This window comes from Pseudomonas sp. NPDC090201, assembly GCF_044746825.1.
In the GTDB taxonomy this organism is placed as follows: Bacteria; Pseudomonadota; Gammaproteobacteria; order Pseudomonadales; family Pseudomonadaceae; genus Aquipseudomonas; species Aquipseudomonas putida_AD.
Genome location: NZ_JBIVCX010000018.1, coordinates 63,535 through 80,577, shown reverse-complemented (window position 1 = coordinate 80,577; position 17,043 = coordinate 63,535). Strand labels below are relative to the sequence as shown.

Sequence of the window (17,043 nt, the reverse complement as noted above, 5' to 3'; positions counted from 1 at the left end):
TCCTTAAAAAATGAGATCAGGCCGCCAGGTGTTTCTTGTCGGCTTCGGTGGCAGGGGAGAGGGTTTCGGGTGTCGGCTTGATCGCCTGGCTGGAACGGCCATCGATGCCCACCGGGATGTCACCGGCGACGGTGGTGCGGCGCACGATGCGCTGGGCCTGGCCGTAGTCATTGATCGCGATGTGCTGGGTGGCGCGGTTGTCCCAGATCACCACATCGCCTTCGCTCCAGCGCCAGCGCACGGTGTTGTCGATCTGCGTGATGCGGTCGTGGAACAGGCGGATCAATTGTTTGGAGTCGTTGCTGCTCACGCCCAGGATCTGTTTCACGAAGTGGCCGAGAATCAGGCTGCGCTCGCCGGTTTCCGGGTGCACGCGCACCAGCGGATGCTCGGTCTCGTAGACCTCGGCGGTGAACTGTTCGCGGTAACGCTTGAGCCCTTCGGCGCCGGTGTCCTTGGGCGCTGCGTAGTCATACAGATTGGTGTGCAAGGCGCGCAGGTTGTCGGCCAGTGCCTTGAGCGGCTCAGGCAGGTCAGCGTAGGCGGCTGCGGTATTGGCCCACACGGTGTCGCCACCGTAAGGCGGGATGACCACGCCGCGCAGGATTGAAATCTTCGGGTAGTTGGCGACGAAGGTGACGTCGGTGTGCCAGGAATTGGCGCGGGTTTCACGGGAATCGAGGTTCAGGATTGCCGAGCTTTTTTCGGCAGAACGCACGGTTGGGTGCGGCACTTGATCGCCGAAGCGACGGGAGAAACTTTCATGCTGCTCATCGGTGAGGAACTGATCGCGGAAGAACAGGACCTTGTACTTGAGCAGTGCCTGATTGATGAAATCGAAGTCTTGAGCCGAGATATCGCCGGACAGTTTGATGCCGCTCAACTGGGCACCGATTCGTCCTGCAACGGGGTTGATCTGAATCGCCATCGCCTGAACTCCTGTTTAGGTTGTTGTGGCTCAGATCATAAAGATATAAATCAGCAGCGCGCTAATCACCTTTTGTCATAAATATAGAAGGTATGTTTATGCGGGTCGTTTATGAAGATAACTAATCTTCATAACGATATTCGAATGATTTGTATGAGGAAAAGAGAAAGGTAGCCCGCAGGCTACCCGAAAGGCGTTTCTTCGATGCCTTGCACACCGGGCCTCAACGCGAACACGCCACCGGCCAGCGGCTGATCGCTGACATCGCCCGCAGGGCGAATCGAGGTCACGAACAACGTATCCAGATCCCGACCGCCAAAAGCGCACATCGCCGGTTTCTTAACGGGCACCGCCAGGGACCGGTCCAGTTTGCCTTCAGGCGTGAAGCGGTGGATCAGCCCGGCATCGTTGCCGCAGATCCAGTAGCAACCGTCCGCGTCCACTGCTGCGCCGTCGGGGCGACCGGGGTGCTGGCTCATGTCGACGAACAAGCGGCGGTTGCGTGGCGTACCGCTGTCGGTGTCGTAGTCGAAGGCCCAGATTTTCTGCACGTCGGGATGGGAGTCCGAGAGGTACATGATGCGGCCATCGGGGCTGAATCCCAGGCCGTTGGGCACAATCATGCTGTCCATTTGCGCTGCCAGCGGGTCGCGCTGTTCCGCGTCGTAGCGGTAGAGCGAACCGACGACGGCGGCCTGGCCCATGTCCATGAACATGGTACCGGCCCAGAAGCGCCCCTGACGGTCGCAACGGCCATCGTTGAAGCGCATGTTCGGGCGCAGGTGAGCAACCGCGCTGAGAAGCCCTGACGCGAGGCTGCCGTCATCCTGGGGACGAACGCGATAGAGACCGTCCTCCATCCCCGCCAGCCAGCTGCCGTCGCCGAAACTCGCGATGCAGGCGAGCATCTGCGGCGCCTGCCAGCTCTGCGTACAGTCATCCAGCGGGCTCCAGCGATGCAGTCGCCCCGCCGGAATATCGACCCAGTACAGCGCCTGTTCCTGCGCGCTCCACACCGGGCTTTCACCGGTGGCGTTGCGCGCGTCGAGGATCAATTCAGCCTGCATGGCACGTGTTCCCTGAGGTGGAAAAAAGACGGATTTGGCTCAGGCAATCACGCGTCGCCGAACGGCCCCGACGCCACGAACGCGCCGCCCTGATAGACCATCGCCGGATCATCGGCGGCAGGCGCCGGTTGTGCCTCCACCTTGGCGCGGAACGCCTCGGAGCTGTCCTTGGGCTGGTAGTTCAGATGGCTGGCCAGGCGGTTGTCCCACCACACCTTTTCGTTATTCGACGCGCCGTACACCACAGTGTGGCCGACATTGGGCGTGAACAGCCCGCGCTCGATCAACTGGGTCAGGTCGTCGTAACTCAGCCAGCTGCTCAGCATCCGGCGGTTCTGCGCTTCGGGGAACGATGAGCCTATGCGGATGCTCACGGTTTCGATGCCGTACCGATCAAAATAGAAACTGGCCAGGTCTTCACCGTAGGACTTGGACAGGCCGTAGTAGCTGTCCGGGCGCTTCACGGCGCTGGCGTCGATGGTCTGGTCCTGGCGATAGAAGCCGATCACGTGGTTGGAACTGGCGAAGATCACCCGCTTCACGCTATGGCGACGGGCCGCTTCGTACAGGTGGTAAGTGCCGCAGATATTAGGGCCGAGGATGTCTTCGAACGAGTGCTCGGTGGACACACCGCCAAAGTGCACGATGGCATCCACGCCTTCGACCAGTTGATGAACGGCGGCTTTGTCAGCCAGGTCGCAACGCTGCACTTCTTCGCGAGAGCCAGCAGCGGGGGCCATTTCGGCAATATCGGACAGACGGATGATAGTGGCGTACGGGCGCAGGCTTTCACGCAACACCTTGCCGAGCCCGCCTGCGGCGCCGGTCAGCAGAATGCGGTTGAAGGGCGTGTGAACGCTGGATGGAGTGGTCATGGGGAGCCCTGTCTGACGTTGTTGTTATTAAAGTCATCGGTTGTCATATGACGTATCGAGCGATTATCGACAGCCCCCGTGAAGTTTGTCAAACCACGCGACCACTGTAGGAGCGCGCTTGCCCGCGATTGCGGTGGATCAGGCATTGATGTGTAGATTGACACACCGCAGTCGCGGGCAAGCGCGCTCCTACAGGCGACCCTCCTTAGCAGTTGCGAACCCCGATCTTCTCTGCTAATTTCGAAAATGTTAACGATGACATTTCCGCTTTAACAATAAAAACAACGGGATTTTTCGCTATGACAATCCGCCTCAAGCAAGGCTTCTCCGCCGTTTTCTGTTCGCTCGCCGTGGCTGTGGCGTGCGCTGGCTCCTTCACCGTTCAAGCGGCTGACAGCAAGGCCGGCCCGCTGAAGATCGGTGCCTCGTTTCAAGAGATCAACAACCCCTATTTCGTGACCATGAAGGACGCCCTTCAGGACGCCAGCGGCAGCATTGGCGCGACGTTGTTGGTGACCGATGCGCGTCACGATGTTTCCAAGCAGATCAGCGACATCGAAGACATGCTGCAAAAGGGCATCGACGTGCTGATCATCAACCCGACCGATTCGGTGGGCGTGCAGTCGGCCGTCAAACAGGCCCATGACAAGGGCGTGGTGGTCGTGGCGGTGGATGCGCAGGCCAGCGGTCCGCTGGATTCGTTCGTCGGCTCCAAGAACTACGACGCAGGCGTTCAGGCCTGTGAATACCTGGCCACCCACATCGGCGGCAAAGGCGACGTCGGGATTCTCGATGGCATCGCGGTGGTGCCGATCCTTGAGCGCGTGCGCGGCTGCAAGGACGCCCTGGCCAGGCACCCGGACATCAAGATTGTCAGCATCCAGAACGGCAAGCAGGAGCGCGACCAGGCACTGAGCGTGACCGAGAACATGCTGCAGGCGCAGCCGAACCTCAAGGGCCTGTTCAGCGTCAACGACAACGGCTCGATGGGCGCACTGGCCGCCATCGAATCCAGTGGTCGTGACGTCAAGCTGACCAGCGTCGACGGCGCGCCGGAAGCGGTGAAGGAAATCCAGAAGCCGGGCAGCAAGTTCATCGCCACCTCCGCTCAATACCCGCGTGATCAGGTACGTCTGGCCCTGGGCCTTGCGCTCGCCAAGAAGTGGGGCTCGCAAGTTCCGGCGACTATCCCGGTGGACATCCTGCTGGTGGATCAGGACAAGGCCAAGACCTTCACCTGGTAACCCGGATGCTGCTGCCCGCCTGACATTTCTCACGTTTGGCGGGCGGCGCGGATTCACGTGCGCTGCAGTTTGACGAGGTGCCCATGAGCTGCCTTCTGCAACTGGAAAACATCTGTAAAAGCTATCCCGGCGTGCATGCGCTCAAGTCGATCAACCTTGAGGTCGAGCGCGGCGAGATTCATGCCTTGCTCGGCGAGAACGGCGCGGGCAAGTCGACGCTGATGAAGATCCTGGCCGGTGTCGAGCATCAGGACCAAGGCAGCATCCGCATCGACGGCGCAGAACAGCATTTCGCGACCTACAACGAAGCCATCGCCGCCGGCGTCGGCATCGTGTTTCAGGAATTCAGCCTGATCCCGTACCTCAATGCCGTGGAAAACATTTTCCTGGGCCATGAAATCGTCAACGGTTTCGGCCTGCTGCGCAAAGGCGAGATGCGCGAGAAAGCCATCGCGCTGTTCGATCGCCTTGGGGTCAAGATCAACCTCGATTGCTCGGTGCAGCACCTGAGCGTGGCCGAGCAGCAGTTCGTGGAAATTGCCAAGGCGCTGGCGCTGGAAGCGCGCCTGCTGATTCTCGATGAGCCGACCGCCACCCTGACGCCGTCCGAAGCCGAACTGTTGTTCGACATCATGCGCGAGCTGAAAAGCCAGGGCGTGGCGGTGATCTTCATCTCTCATCATCTGGAGGAAATCTTCCAGGTCTGTGACCGCATCAGCGTGCTGCGCGACGGCGCCAATGTCGGTGCGCTGACCGTGGCCGACAGCGACATCGACACCCTGGTGGAGATGATGGTGGGGCGACGGCTGGAGGCGAGCTTTCCACCCAGACCCGACAAACCGCTGGGCGACGTGGTGCTGCAAGTGCGTGACATCCAGCTGACCCGCAACGGCCCGCACAACAGCTTCAACCTGCACAAGGGCGAGATTCTCGGCTTTGCCGGGCTGGTTGGCTCCGGGCGCACCGAGCTTGCGCTGGGAGTGATCGGCGCGCTGCCGGTGGTGAGCAAGGACGTGCTGTTGCGCGGCCAGCCGGTCAATCTCAGCGATCCGGCCCATGCGCTGGCCAATGGCATCGGGCTGCTGCCCGAGAGTCGCAAGAGCGAGGGGCTGATCGTCGATTTCAGCATTCGCGAAAACATCTCGTTGAACAACCTGGGCAAGTACGAAAGCGCCGTTCACTTGCTCGACCGGCACAGGGAAGACACCACGACGGCGGAGCTGATGAAGCAGCTGTCGATCAAGGCGCCGTCCTGCGAAAGCCGGGTACTGAACCTCAGCGGCGGCAATCAGCAGAAGGTGGTGATCGCGCGCTGGATCAACCATCACTGCGACATCCTGATCTTCGACGAACCGACCCGCGGCATCGACGTGGGTGCGAAAGCGGAGATCTACAACCTGATGCGCAAACTCACCGAACAAGGCTTCGCGATCATCATGATTTCTTCGGAACTGCCGGAAGTCATCGGCATGTGCGACCGCGTAGCCGTCTTCAACAAGGGCGCCATCGTCAACGTGCTGCAGGCAGGCGACATCAACCCGCAAGAAGTGATGCGCCATGCCACCGGGAGTCTGAACAGTGAACACGTCCATTAAAACCATGACCGCCCAACCCAACCGTCTGAAGATCAATTTCGCCCAACTGATCCGCTCCCCGGCGTTCTATCCCTTCGTCGGGCTGGTGGTGGTGACGGTCTTCATGATCTTCGCCAGCGACAAGTTCCTCACCGGGGCGAACCTGGAAAACATCGCCCGGCAGGTGTCGATCAACGCAATCATCGCCGTGGGTATGACCTGCGTGATTCTCACTGGCGGTATCGATCTTTCGGTCGGGCCGGTGATGGCGCTGTCCGGCACCTTGACCACGGGGTTGATGGTGGCGGGCGTTCCGGCGCCGATTGCGATCCTGATCGGCTTGCTGATCGGCGTGGGCTTCGGCGTGGGCAACGGCATCTTCGTCGCTTACCTGAAGATGCCGCCAATCATCGTGACCCTCGCCACCATGGGCATCGCCCGAGGGCTGGGCCTGATGTACACCGACGGCTACCCGATTTCCGGCATGCCCGACTGGTTCGCCTGGTTCGGCCGCGGCACCTTGTTCGGGATCCAGGTGCCGATCCTGATCATGCTGCTGACCTATTTCTTGGCCTGGGTGCTGCTGCAACACACGCGCATCGGGCGTTACGTCTATGCCATCGGCGGCAACGAAGAAGCGGTGCGCCTGTCCGGCGTGCGGGCCTCGCGCTTCAAGTTGCTGGTGTATTCGATCAGCGGTCTGACGGCGGCGATTGCCGGGCTGGTGCTGTCTTCGCGCCTGATGAGCGGGCAGCCGAACGCCGGGGTCGGCTTCGAACTGGACGCCATCGCGGCGGTGGTGCTGGGCGGTGCGTCGATTGCCGGCGGTCGCGGCGTGATCATCGGCACCCTGGTTGGGGCCATGCTGTTGGGCGTGCTCAACAACGGCCTGAACATGCTGGGCGTATCGCCCTATGTGCAGAGCGTGATCAAGGGCGCAATCATTTTGCTGGCGATTTTCATCAGTCGGCAGCGGCATAAATAAACCGATTTTGAACACCACACCTGTAGGAGCGCGCGTGCCCGCGACGGCGGCGAGCCAGAGGCATTGCTGTCGACTGACACAACGCCATCGCGGGCAAGCGCGCTCCTACAGGTCATCAATCCTCAGAAGGTGAACCGACATGGAACAAAACACAAAAACCACCATGCAAGCCGTCGTCTGCCATGCGCCGAAGGACTACCGTCTGGAGCGCATCAGCAAGCCGGTGGCCCGCGCCAATGAACTGGTGATTCGCATCGGCGCCTGCGGCATCTGCGCCAGTGACTGCAAATGCCACTCGGGCGCGGCCATGTTCTGGGGTGGCGAGAGCCCGTGGGTCAAGGCGCCGGTGGTGCCGGGCCACGAATTCTTCGGCTACGTGGATTCGCTGGGCGAGGGCGCTGAAGAGCACTTCGGCGTGAAGGTCGGTGACAAGGTCATCGCCGAGCAGATCGTGCCCTGCGAGAAGTGCAAGTTCTGCAAATCCGGCAAGTACTGGATGTGCGAAGTGCACAACATCTTCGGCTTCCAGAAGGACGTCGCCGAGGGCGGCATGGCGCAGTACATGCGCATCCCGAAAACCGCCATCGTGCACAAGATTCCCGAGTCCGTATCGCTTGAAGACTCGGCGCTGATCGAGCCGATGGCCTGTTCGATCCACACCGTCAACCGTGGCGATGTGCAACTGGACGACGTGCTGGTGATCGCAGGTGCCGGCACCCTCGGTCTGTGCATGGTGCAGGTCGCCGCTCTGAAAACGCCGAAAAAACTGGTGGTCATCGACATGGTCGACGAGCGTCTGGAACTGGCGAAGAAATTCGGCGCCGACGTGGTCATCAACCCCAGCCGCGACAACGCCCGCGAGATCATCAATGGCCTCACCGACGGTTACGGCTGCGACGTGTACATCGAAACCACCGGCGTTCCGGTGGGTGTCACCCAGGGCCTGGACCTGATTCGCAAGCTGGGTCGTTTCGTCGAGTTCAGTGTGTTCGGCGCCGAGACCAGTGCCGACTGGTCGATCATTGGCGATCGCAAGGAACTGGACGTGCGCGGCGCCCACCTGGGGCCGTACTGCTACCCGATTGCCATCGACCTGTTCGAACGCGGGCTGGTCACATCCGAAGGCATCGTGACCCATGACTTCGGCCTGGATGACTACGCCGAAGCGTTCGCCCTGGCGGACTCGACCCGGTCGATCAAGGTGCTCTTGAAACCCGTGAGTTGAAACCGGCCCTTGTAGCAGCACGGCTTGCCGGCGGGGGCGTATTTGAAATCGCCCCCGCCGGCAAGCCGTGCTGCTACGGAGGGGGGCGCTGCGAGCCTTAGCGAATACCCAATAACAAGAGAGCGCACGAAGATGGAATACGTCATCGGGGTCGACATCGGCACCCAGAGCACCAAGGCATTGCTGGTGGATGCTTCGGGCCAGATCGTCGCGCAGCACAGCCAGGGCTACAAGGTCGATACGCCCAGGCCGCGCTGGGCCGAGCAATGGCCCGAAGTCTGGCTCGACGCCGTAGAAGCCTGCATCGCCAGCTGCATGCGCAAAAGCGATGTGCCGAAAGACAGCGTCAAATCCCTTTGCGTCAGCAGCCTGTATGGCGGTTCCGGTATCGCAGTCGATGCCCGGATCAAACCGCTGTACCCCTGCCTGATCTGGATGGATCGCCGGGCTGAAGAGCAGGTCGAGTGGGTCAATCGCAACGTCGATCTCGAGCGTCTGTACGCGATCACCGGCAACTCGGTGGACAGCTATTACGGCTTCACCAAGATGCTCTGGCTCAAGGACAGACAGCCCGACGTCTGGGCTGAAACCCGCTACCTGCTGCCGCCCAACAGCTACATCAACTACTGCCTGAGCGGCGAGATCGCGGTGGATCACAGTTCGGCGGGCAATATCGGCGGCGTCTACGATGTGAACGCCCGGGCCTGGTCCGGCGAGATGCTCGACGCGCTGGGCATCCCCCAGGTGATGATGCCCGAGCGGCTGGTGCATTCGGGGGATGTGGTCGGCGGGCTGCTCGCCGAGTGGGCCGAGCGCCTGGGGCTGAACGCTGGCATTCCATTGCTCGGCGGTGGCGTCGATGCGGCCATGGCGACCTTCGCCGCCGGGGTGACCCAGGCCGGCAACCATGTGGCGATGATCGGCACCAGCATGTGCTGGGGCTATCTGAATCAGCAGGTCGATGCGCGGCACGGGCTGGTGAGTTTCCCCCACGTGTTCAACGGCGCCAAGGACCTCTACATCTTCGGCGGCGCGATCACCGCCGGGGCTTCGGTGAGCTGGTTTCGCGAGCAGTTCTGCCAGGCCGAAGAACAGCAAGGCCGGGACACCGGCGAAGACAGCCACGCCATCCTGGAGCGTGCCGCGATGAACATCCCCGCAGGCAGCGAAGGGGTCCTGTTTCAACCCTACCTGATGGGCGAGCGCAGCCCGGTCTGGGACCCCAAGGCCAGCGGCAGTTTCGTCGGGCTGACCCTGTTCCACAGCCGCATTCACCTGTATCGCGCGGTGCTGGAGGGCGTCACCTTCGCGTTGCGCCATAACATCGAGGCGGGCACCAAGGGCGCGCAATCGCTGGACCCACGGCTGATCGTGGTCGGCGGCGCGAGCCATTCGGACCTGTGGATGCAGATCATCGCCGACGTCACCAACTTCCCGGTGTACACCATCGTCCAGGAAGTGGAAGCGGCGTTGGGTGCGGCATTGCTGGCGGCGCATGCGGTCGGCCTGGTGGACGAGGAACAGGTGCACAAAGGCTGGGTGCAACTTGAGCGCCGCGCCGAGCCCAATGCCGAAAACGTCGCGCTGTACTCGCGATTGTTCGCTGACTACGTGGCGCTGTATCCGGCGCTCAAACCCATCATGCATCGTCTGCAGGGAGCCTGAATGTGAGTAACGTTCGTTTTGATTTCACAGGCCAGCGCGTGCTGGTGACCGGCGCCAGCAGCGGCATAGGCCGGGAAGTGGCGCAGCAGTTACTGGCCTGTGGCGCCGAGGTCTATGCCATGGGCCGGGACCGCTCGGCGCTGGCGGCGCTGGCGTGCCAGGCGATCAGCGTGGACATGGCCGATCAGGCGCAACTGGCGGCGGTATTGGCTGAGCTTCCGGTGATGCACGGGTTGGTCAACTGTGCGGGCATTTCCATTCTGGAGCCGGCTGCGGCGGTCAGCGCCGAGGCGTTCGATCAGGTCATGACGGTCAACGTGCGCGCTGCCGCGATGGTGGCGGCGAGCGTGGCCAGGGCGATGATCGAGGCCAGGGTCGCGGGCAGTATCGTCAACGTGTCGAGCCAGGCCTCGCTGGTGGCGCTGGACGATCACCTGAGTTACTGCGCGTCCAAGGGCGCGATGGACGCCGTGACTCGCGTGCAGTGTGGCGAATGGGGCCGGCACGGGATTCGCGTCAACAGCGTCAACCCGACCGTGACCCTGACCCCCATGGCGCAGATGGCCTGGAGCGAACCGAGCAAGCGAGACCCGGCGCTGGCGGCGATTCCTCTTGGGCGATTTGCCGAGACGTCAGAAGTGGCCGGGCCGATCCTGTTCCTGCTCAGCAGCGCGGCGTCGATGATCAGCGGGATATCGATGCCGATTGATGGGGGCTACACCAGCCGCTGAGTTCCCTTGTAGGAGCGCGCTTGCCCGCGACCGCGTAGGGCCGGACAACATTTGCGTGCCTGACCCAACGCCGTCGCGGGCAAGCGCGCTCCTACAGATTCAGGCGCCCACCCCATTCTCCAGCTCCCCCGCAATCACCACCTTGGCCTTGGGCAGATAGCGGTCGGCGATGCGCTCCAGCAGCAGGGTCACGGCGCTGGTTCCTGCCCGCGACGCATCGTGGGCGATACAGGCGATGGGGATGCCGAAGATGTCGGCAAACGGCAGGCGGTCGATGCCGCAGATCGGCAGGCTGTCGTGGGCGATGCCGCGATCCCGCAGCGCGCGCATCGCCCCCAGGGTAATCAACTGGTTGAAGCCGAAAATCGCGTCAGGCACCGGCTGCTGGTCCAGGTAGGCGAGGGTGCTCTGGTAGGACGGCTCAAGGGTGTAGTCGCCCGCGAACACGTCGAGTTGCACGTCTTTGCCACTCTCGGCCAGCGCTGCCTTCACACCCTTCAGACGCTCCTCGGAAATCCGCGAATGCGCAGGGCCGGTCAGCACCAGCAGGCGCCGCATGGCGGGGCTCTGGGCCAGCAGGTAGCGCGCACCTTTCAAGCCGCTGTGGTAGTTGTCCAGCACCACATGGCTGAAGGGGCTGCCGTGCAGCGCGCGGTCCAGCTGTACTACCGGGACGTCGCCGTTGCCCAGGCGGCTGAGGTAGTTGGGCTGATATTCAGGTTCGTCCGAAACCGGCGACAGCACGATCCCCGCCACGCGATAGCTGAGCAGGGTGTCCACTGCCTTGCGCTCCAGCTCTTCGGAGCCGTCGGTGTCCACCAGCATGATGGTGTAGCCGTGCTTTTTCGCCTCGCGGGAGATGGCCTTGATCATCTCGCTGTAGAAGGGGTTGTCCACGGACGCGGTAATCACCCCGATAATCATGCTCTCGCTGCGCTTGAGGCTGCGGGCGAAAGCGTTGGGCACGTAGTCCAGTTCCTGGGCAACTTCCAGGATGCGGGCCAGGGTCGCCGGCTTGACCAGGTCGGGCTTGTTCAATGCCCGGGAAACCGTGACCGGAGTCATGTTCACGCGGCGGGCGATGTCGGAAATGGTGACGGGGGCTTTTTTGCTCATGGACTTCTGGCGGCCTTGAAACGGGACAGCCGGCGAAACGCTCGCACAGCTGACAGATGATGCAAGGCTAGCACGATGCGAGCGCTTGAGGATGCGTTGAAGGTATCTGATGTTAACGTTTTCATACGGGTCTTTCAGCGAGAAATGCCGCTGTTGTGCTCGTGATCCTATCGCGGCGGTCCAGGAGGCTATCACCTCGACAGGGGAGTTTTTCGACGTTTGTACCCACTTTGTGGATAATGTGTGTACTTTTCATAGGTCTGGAGGGTTCATGACCGCGCCTGCTCCATCTTCTCGCGACTTCTTCATCGCCGCGCTCGCCCTGTTGATCGCCATGCTCGGTACCACGCTGCCGACGCCGCTGTACGCGATCTACCAGCAACGGCTGGGGTTTGACGCGAGTTGGCTGACGATCATCTTCTCCATCTATGCCGCAGGTGTACTCGCAGCCTTGCTGGCGGTCGGCAGTTGGTCCGATCAGGTGGGGCGCCGCCCGATGCTGTTGGCGGGGTTGCTGATGGGGGCGTTGAGCGCCGGGATCTTCCTTTACACCGACTCGGTCACGGGCTTGTTGATCGGCCGGCTGTTCTCGGGTTTTTCGGCGGGCATCATGACCGGCACCGCGACCGTGGCCGTGATCGAACTGGCCCCCAAAACCTTCAAGAACGCCACCTTGATGGCCACTGCCGCAAACATGCTGGGTCTGGGCATGGGACCTCTGCTTGCCGGGTTCACTTCCCAGCATCTGCCGGACCCGCTGCACCTGGTGTTCTACGTGCATCTGGCATTGCTGCTGCTCGCGGGGCTGGGCGTGGCGGCGATCCGCGAAACCGTGCAGCGCCCGGCGCAACTGAAACTCAGCATCCAGAAACCTTCAGTGCCGCCGTCCGTGCGCGCCGTGTTCATCCCGGCCTCGATTGCCGGGCTTGCAGGGTTCAGCGTGGCGGGGCTGTTCACCAGCATGGTGCCATCGGTGATGATCCACATCATGCAGGTCCACGGCGGGCTGCTGATCGGCGCAGTGATCGGCCTGTTCTTCGTCGCGTCCATCGTCGGGCAGGCGTTGCTGCAGTGGCTGCCCAAGGCGCAACACATGACCCTGGGCTGCGTCGGGCTGGTGTTCGGCATGATCTGCCTGGGCTTGAGCATCGCCTGGGCACAACTGCCGTTCCTGGTGGCGGCGGGCTTTCTGGCCGGAGCAGGGCGGGGCATGATCCTGCGCGCAGCCATTGGCGCGGTGACGGCCAGCAGCCCGCCGGATCAGAAAGCCGCCGTGACCTCCGCGTATTTCGTGGTGCTGTACATCTCGATTTCGGTGCCAGTGGTGGCAGTCGGGTTCAGCGTGCGGGCCTTCGGCCTCGAGCACGTGGGCGAGTTTTTCGCAGGGCTTGTGGCCATCGTCGCGTTGCTGGCGATGGTCAGCATGAAGTGGGTGCAGTCCCGCGCTACAGTGCCTACACCGTCCCTGTAGCAGCCGGGCTTGCCCGCGGGGGCGATCTCACGGCCGCCCCCGCCGGCAAGCCGTGCTGCTACGAACTGCGGATCACTTGGCGATCGGGTCCAGCCCGCTGGCCTTGATCGCCGGCGCCGCCGCAGACGAACTCAGGAATTCCAGAAACTGCCTGGCCTGTTCCGGATGCTTGCTCTTGGTTACCACGCCTGCCGAGTACAACGTCATCTGCTGCGCCTGATCGGGAATCAGGCCGACGATGTCGATCCCTTCAACCGGCTTCAATTCGCTCAACTGCTGAAAGCCGATCTCGGCGTCTCCCCGCGCGACCACCTCTCCCACAGGCGTCGCCGGAATCATCTGGCTCTTGCTCTGGATGCGGTCGGCGATGTGCATCTGGTTGAACAGCACGCGGGACAGGTACACGCCGCTGGCGCTGTCGGAATAGGCGATGCTTCTGGCGTCGATCAACGTCTGTTTGAAGGCTTCCATGGTGCTGATGTCCGGGTGCGGCGCGCCATGTTTCACCGCCATGGCGATGTAGGACTTGCCCAGGTCCACGCGGGATTTCGGATCGACCTGGCCGTCCTTGATCAGCTTGTCCAGCGCGGCGCCGACCATCAGCACCACATCCGCCGGCTCCTGGCGCGCCAGGCGGTTTGGAATGGCCTGGGGCGTCGCGCCCATGGACGGCGCCACCTCGCCCTGCAGGCGCACGCCGACGCGCTGTTCATAGTCGGGCGTCACGGCCTTGAACGCACCCATGATGCCGCCGGAGCTCAGGACTATCAGTTGTACGGGGGCTTGCGGGGTGGCTGCATGAACGAAGGCCGCCGGAATGAAGGAAAGGGCGGCGCTGAGCAGATAGGGCAGAATTCTTTTCATGAAGATGAACCTGAAAATAATGGAAAGTGGCTCTGACGATATGAAAAACAGCGCGGGCAGTATGTGGCAATCCCGCGGTGAGTAAATCCCTTTCTTGTAAAGCATTGAGTCACAGACGCTGTTCGCCGGGTCAGGTTCAGTCAGGGCCCGATGTCTGAAAACGACACGCTGTTTGCGCATCCCTCAAGAAACATTCGGCTGCGCCGATGCTCATGGCGACACCTCTCATCTTTTCTGGAAGTTCGCCGTCCATGTTCAATAAACGTCTCAAGCAAGAGTTGGCTGCCCTGCGCGAAGAACTTTCGTCGGTGGAGCAGGTGCGCAGCAGCCTGGACAGCGAAATGCTGGCGATGCGCCTCGATCCGCAAGGCCGGATCGAGTCGGTGAACGGCAACTTCGAAGAGGAGATGCATTACCGCAATTCGGACCTCGTGGGCCGCGCCATCGAAGAGCTGGTGCCTGCGCACGTGAAGAATTCGGATTTCAACCACCGCATGAAATCAGCCATCAGCCGGGGCGAACACCTGAGCGGTGCCTTGCGCCTGATGCGCGGCAACGGTCAGGAAGCCTGGCTGCGGTCCATCGTGCAGCCGGTGCGCAACAGCGGCGGACGGGTGATGTATTTCACGGTCCACGCCAGTGACCTGACCCGCACCATCGAGGCCTCCCGCGAACACGAAAACCTGATCGAAGCCCTGCAACGCTCCACTGCCGTGATCGAGTTCAACCTCGACGGTGAAGTGCTGTCGGCCAACGAGCGTTTCCTGGGATCGATGGGCTACTCGCTGGCGCAGATCCAGGGCCACCACCACCGCATGTTCTGCGAGACCCAGGAGGCCAACTCGGCGGAATACGCCGCATTCTGGGACAAGCTGCGGCGCGGCGAGTACGTGGCCGGGCGTTTCAAGCGGGTTGACAGCCGTGGCCGCGAGGTCTGGCTGGAGGCATCCTATAACCCCATCACCGACGCCCACGACCGCCTGTACAAAGTGGTGAAATTCGCCACCGTCATCACCGAACAGGTCAACCGCGAGAACGCCGTGGCCGAGGCCGCGAATATCGCCTTCAGCACCTCGCAGCAGACCGACGGCAGCGCCCAGAAAGGCGCCGCCGTGGTGCAGCAGACCGTGGAGGTCATGCGCGAACTGGCCCAGCACATGGAACAGGCCGCCGAGCGCATCGCGGCGCTGGACAAGCAATCGCAACTGATCGGCTCGATCATCCAGAGCATCAGCAGCATCGCCGACCAGACCAACCTGCTGGCCCTCAACGCCGCCATCGAAGCTGCCCGCGCCGGTGAGCAAGGACGTGGTTTCGCGGTCGTCGCCGACGAAGTCCGCCAACTGGCCTCGCGCACCAGCAAGGCCACCGAAGAAATCGTCGGCGTGGTCAAGCAGAACCAGCAACTGGCCGAGCAGGCGGTGAACGTGATCATCAGCGGCAAGCAGCAGGCCCAGACAGGCCTTGAGCTGGCCGGGGAGGCCGGGTCGGTGATCGTCGAGATCCAGGACGGCGCGCAACGAGTGGTCAGCGCGGTGGGGCAGTTTGCCAATCAGCTGTCGGGTTGATCAACCCACATCAAAATGGTTTTTGCTTCACCATTTTTGTTAGAAAACAGCGTTTTTTCTTTAAAATCGTTCAAAGCCGCCCAGATCATTCATCGGGCGGCTTTTTTTAGCCCAGAAATTTCGCGACCAGCGCAACGATTTCCGCTCTGATACCGGCGTCTTCCAGCAAAGTGTATTGCTTGAGCAGCTTGTTTCCCACTTGTCCCTCAGACTGATGGACGGAGCGGATGATGCGGTCAATGTCCGCATCCGGTCCTTCAAAGACATTCTTGATCGCGTCGCGCAGCAACTGGTGATTGCGCAGGATGCTGGCTTCGTCGCGCATCTCTTTCTCGACCGTCTGGCGTAGCACCCGAGCGAGGTATTGGGCGTGGGCAGTCAGGTCGATATAGCGCCAGGCCGGGGCGGTGTCGGCGAATCCGTCGTAGTGCAGATTCGACTCCATCCCGTCGGGGTATTTCACATAGCCTTCGAAGCGAACGGCGGGCTCGATCATCTGCATCAATGGGCGTGAGAACTCATCGAGCACCTGATCGTAGTTCTGCGGGCGCAACGTGTGATCCTGCATCACTGCAGAGACCGGCAGGATGTAAGGGGCAGGGACGGCCTTGTCTCGACGCAGGATGTCGTTGATCAGGAAGCGCGAGATTCGCCCGTTTCCGTCGCTGAGCGGATGGATGTACACGAAGCCGAACGAGATGGCCGCAGCCCGCAGGATCGACGAACTGCCCTGGGTATTGATCTCGAAGGCCTGCAATCCTTGCAGTATGGCTTCGATTTCCTGCCAGTCGGGAGCCAGGTAATGCAGCACATTCTGAAAGCCCCGGGTCTGGCCGACGAATACCGGAGACTGGCGAATGCCATAGGACAGCGCCCGCGGCCCGAGAATCTCCTGCTGGATCGCGGCGATCTGGTCCTGAGTCAGGGGAGGAGCACCCACCCCGCAACGCTGTTCCATCACGGCAGCGAAGCGCTTGATGCGATCGGTCTGCTGTTCTTCATGCTCGATGGCGAAGCTGGATCTGCTTTCCTTGATCGTCAGCCACACCGCGCTGCGCAAGAGGGTGTCGTGACCAAACTCGACCCCAAGGCGTGCCAGTTCGGCATTGAGGTCATAGTCGATCAGTCCGGCCAGCGCTTGCGTGATGCGAATGAGCGGGCAGAAGTGCGCAGTCCCCGGCAGATTGTCGATCACCCTCCAGCGCGAATTGCGTTGAGGTGCCTGGCTGACCAGATAGCGTTCACCGTCCATGAACTCGACGTAGTTACCCTTTTCGACGCCGGGATAAGCGAGCGCCGGGTTGCCAAACCATTCATACAGAAAGCAGGCGCGCCGGGCATACTGCCCGGTTGGCTCGGCTCTGATCCACTGTTCAAGCTCGGCAGGGTCTATGCGCGAAAACAGCCGGGCGAGGAGTTCAAGGTGAATGGGCTCACGCTTGAAGGCGAAGGTCAGGTGTTCGGCCAGGGTGGGGCCGGGTTGATACTGGGCAGGGAAGACTTGTTCGAGGACGCCATCGACGATGCTGTCCTTGCGCATGCTGCCGATCTTGCTGCGCACTTTCAGCGGCTGGCACACAGCGACCTCGTAGGTCTGTGCAAGCCAGGCGTAACCGGCGCAATGGCGCATGTGAAGTCCTCAAAAGAGTTACGGGTTCCTCATTATTGTTAGAAAAAGGGCTTTCGTCTTTAAAATCATTAAAAAAGCCGCATCGGATTGTACATCCAAC

General features: G+C 61.7%; 14 protein-coding genes and 1 pseudogene. 9 read left to right on the top strand and 6 right to left on the bottom strand.

The features are described 5' to 3' along the window. Positions 1–16: 16 nt before the first annotated feature. The 3 genes from ACIPOO_RS26580 to ACIPOO_RS26570 all read right to left on the bottom strand — a co-directional run bounded on the left by ACIPOO_RS26580 (position 17) and on the right by ACIPOO_RS26570 (position 2,870). A complete protein-coding gene (locus ACIPOO_RS26580; protein WP_400610971.1) occupies positions 17–928 on the bottom strand; it encodes a TauD/TfdA dioxygenase family protein in 912 nt (303 codons plus the stop codon). A 182-nt stretch (positions 929–1,110) separates the two neighbouring features. Next, positions 1,111–1,995 carry an SMP-30/gluconolactonase/LRE family protein gene (locus ACIPOO_RS26575; RefSeq protein WP_400610969.1) on the bottom strand — a complete coding sequence of 295 codons (885 nt, stop codon included), beginning with the start codon at positions 1,993–1,995 and terminating at the stop codon, positions 1,111–1,113. Between the two features lie 47 nt (positions 1,996–2,042). Then, positions 2,043–2,870: an NAD-dependent epimerase/dehydratase family protein gene (locus ACIPOO_RS26570; protein ID WP_400610967.1), complete on the bottom strand. Its 828-nt coding sequence runs from the start codon at positions 2,868–2,870 to the stop codon at positions 2,043–2,045. Positions 2,871–3,169: 299 nt separating this feature from the next. Between ACIPOO_RS26570 and ACIPOO_RS26565 the strand changes: the two genes are divergently transcribed. From ACIPOO_RS26565 to ACIPOO_RS26540, 6 genes are all read left to right on the top strand, one after another. Next, complete coding sequence (locus ACIPOO_RS26565) at positions 3,170–4,114, top strand: substrate-binding domain-containing protein (protein WP_400610965.1); 945 nt, start codon at positions 3,170–3,172, stop codon at positions 4,112–4,114. 83 nt (positions 4,115–4,197) lie between these two features. After that, positions 4,198–5,709: a sugar ABC transporter ATP-binding protein gene (locus ACIPOO_RS26560; protein WP_400610963.1), complete on the top strand. Its 1,512-nt coding sequence runs from the start codon at positions 4,198–4,200 to the stop codon at positions 5,707–5,709. Positions 5,710–5,713: 4 nt separating this feature from the next. Then, entirely contained in the window at positions 5,714–6,673 is a 960-nt protein-coding gene (locus ACIPOO_RS26555) for an ABC transporter permease (RefSeq protein WP_400610993.1), read from the top strand. A gap of 139 nt (positions 6,674–6,812) precedes the next feature. Continuing rightward, the gene (locus tag ACIPOO_RS26550) at positions 6,813–7,898 is read left to right on the top strand and encodes an alcohol dehydrogenase catalytic domain-containing protein (protein ID WP_400610961.1); all 1,086 of its coding nucleotides are present in this window, start codon (positions 6,813–6,815) and stop codon (positions 7,896–7,898) included. Positions 7,899–8,030: 132 nt separating this feature from the next. Then, on the top strand, positions 8,031–9,563 hold the full coding sequence (locus ACIPOO_RS26545) for an FGGY-family carbohydrate kinase (RefSeq protein WP_400610959.1): 1,533 nt from the start codon (positions 8,031–8,033) through the stop codon (positions 9,561–9,563). 2 nt (positions 9,564–9,565) lie between these two features. Further along, on the top strand, positions 9,566–10,294 hold the full coding sequence (locus ACIPOO_RS26540; RefSeq protein WP_400610957.1) for an SDR family oxidoreductase: 729 nt from the start codon (positions 9,566–9,568) through the stop codon (positions 10,292–10,294). 99 nt (positions 10,295–10,393) lie between these two features. Here ACIPOO_RS26540 and ACIPOO_RS26535 read toward each other — a convergent pair whose 3' ends face one another. After that, complete coding sequence (locus ACIPOO_RS26535) at positions 10,394–11,410, bottom strand: LacI family DNA-binding transcriptional regulator (protein WP_400610955.1); 1,017 nt, start codon at positions 11,408–11,410, stop codon at positions 10,394–10,396. 271 nt (positions 11,411–11,681) lie between these two features. On the opposite strand from ACIPOO_RS26535, the gene ACIPOO_RS26530 reads away from it, so the two are divergent. Then, positions 11,682–12,881 (top strand): MFS transporter, encoded by a 1,200-nt coding sequence (locus ACIPOO_RS26530; RefSeq protein WP_400610953.1) that lies wholly within the window; start codon positions 11,682–11,684, stop codon positions 12,879–12,881. Between the two features lie 72 nt (positions 12,882–12,953). On the opposite strand, the gene ACIPOO_RS26525 is transcribed toward ACIPOO_RS26530, so the two are convergent. Further along, positions 12,954–13,745: a substrate-binding domain-containing protein gene (locus tag ACIPOO_RS26525; protein ID WP_400610951.1), complete on the bottom strand. Its 792-nt coding sequence runs from the start codon at positions 13,743–13,745 to the stop codon at positions 12,954–12,956. A 206-nt stretch (positions 13,746–13,951) separates the two neighbouring features. On the opposite strand from ACIPOO_RS26525, the pseudogene ACIPOO_RS26520 reads away from it, so the two are divergent. Both ACIPOO_RS26520 and ACIPOO_RS26515 read left to right on the top strand, forming a co-directional pair. Then, a pseudogene (locus tag ACIPOO_RS26520) lies at positions 13,952–14,773 on the top strand (PAS domain-containing protein); the annotation flags it as partial. Positions 14,774–14,785: 12 nt separating this feature from the next. Further along, positions 14,786–15,313, top strand: coding sequence for a methyl-accepting chemotaxis protein (locus tag ACIPOO_RS26515; protein WP_400610991.1), 528 nt, complete (start codon positions 14,786–14,788; stop codon positions 15,311–15,313). A gap of 106 nt (positions 15,314–15,419) precedes the next feature. Here the strand turns inward: ACIPOO_RS26515 and ACIPOO_RS26510 are convergent, their stop codons facing one another. Next, positions 15,420–16,943, bottom strand: coding sequence for a Fic family protein (locus ACIPOO_RS26510; RefSeq protein ID WP_400610949.1), 1,524 nt, complete (start codon positions 16,941–16,943; stop codon positions 15,420–15,422). Between the last annotated feature and the right edge of the window lie 100 nt (positions 16,944–17,043).

Bases quoted from the DNA above. Each gene is read 5' to 3' on its own strand.
- ACIPOO_RS26580 (WP_400610971.1), bottom strand. From the start codon at position 928: ATGGCGATTCAGATCAACCCCGTTGCAGGACGAATCGGTGCCCAGTTG.
- ACIPOO_RS26575 (WP_400610969.1), bottom strand. From the start codon at position 1,995: ATGCAGGCTGAATTGATCCTCGACGCGCGCAACGCCACCGGTGAAAGC.
- ACIPOO_RS26570 (WP_400610967.1), bottom strand. From the start codon at position 2,870: ATGACCACTCCATCCAGCGTTCACACGCCCTTCAACCGCATTCTGCTG.
- ACIPOO_RS26565 (WP_400610965.1), top strand. From the start codon at position 3,170: ATGACAATCCGCCTCAAGCAAGGCTTCTCCGCCGTTTTCTGTTCGCTC.
- ACIPOO_RS26560 (WP_400610963.1), top strand. From the start codon at position 4,198: ATGAGCTGCCTTCTGCAACTGGAAAACATCTGTAAAAGCTATCCCGGC.
- ACIPOO_RS26555 (WP_400610993.1), top strand. From the start codon at position 5,714: ATGACCGCCCAACCCAACCGTCTGAAGATCAATTTCGCCCAACTGATC.
- ACIPOO_RS26550 (WP_400610961.1), top strand. From the start codon at position 6,813: ATGGAACAAAACACAAAAACCACCATGCAAGCCGTCGTCTGCCATGCG.
- ACIPOO_RS26545 (WP_400610959.1), top strand. From the start codon at position 8,031: ATGGAATACGTCATCGGGGTCGACATCGGCACCCAGAGCACCAAGGCA.
- ACIPOO_RS26535 (WP_400610955.1), bottom strand. From the start codon at position 11,410: ATGAGCAAAAAAGCCCCCGTCACCATTTCCGACATCGCCCGCCGCGTG.
- ACIPOO_RS26530 (WP_400610953.1), top strand. From the start codon at position 11,682: ATGACCGCGCCTGCTCCATCTTCTCGCGACTTCTTCATCGCCGCGCTC.
- ACIPOO_RS26525 (WP_400610951.1), bottom strand. From the start codon at position 13,745: ATGAAAAGAATTCTGCCCTATCTGCTCAGCGCCGCCCTTTCCTTCATT.
- ACIPOO_RS26510 (WP_400610949.1), bottom strand. From the start codon at position 16,943: ATGCGCCATTGCGCCGGTTACGCCTGGCTTGCACAGACCTACGAGGTC.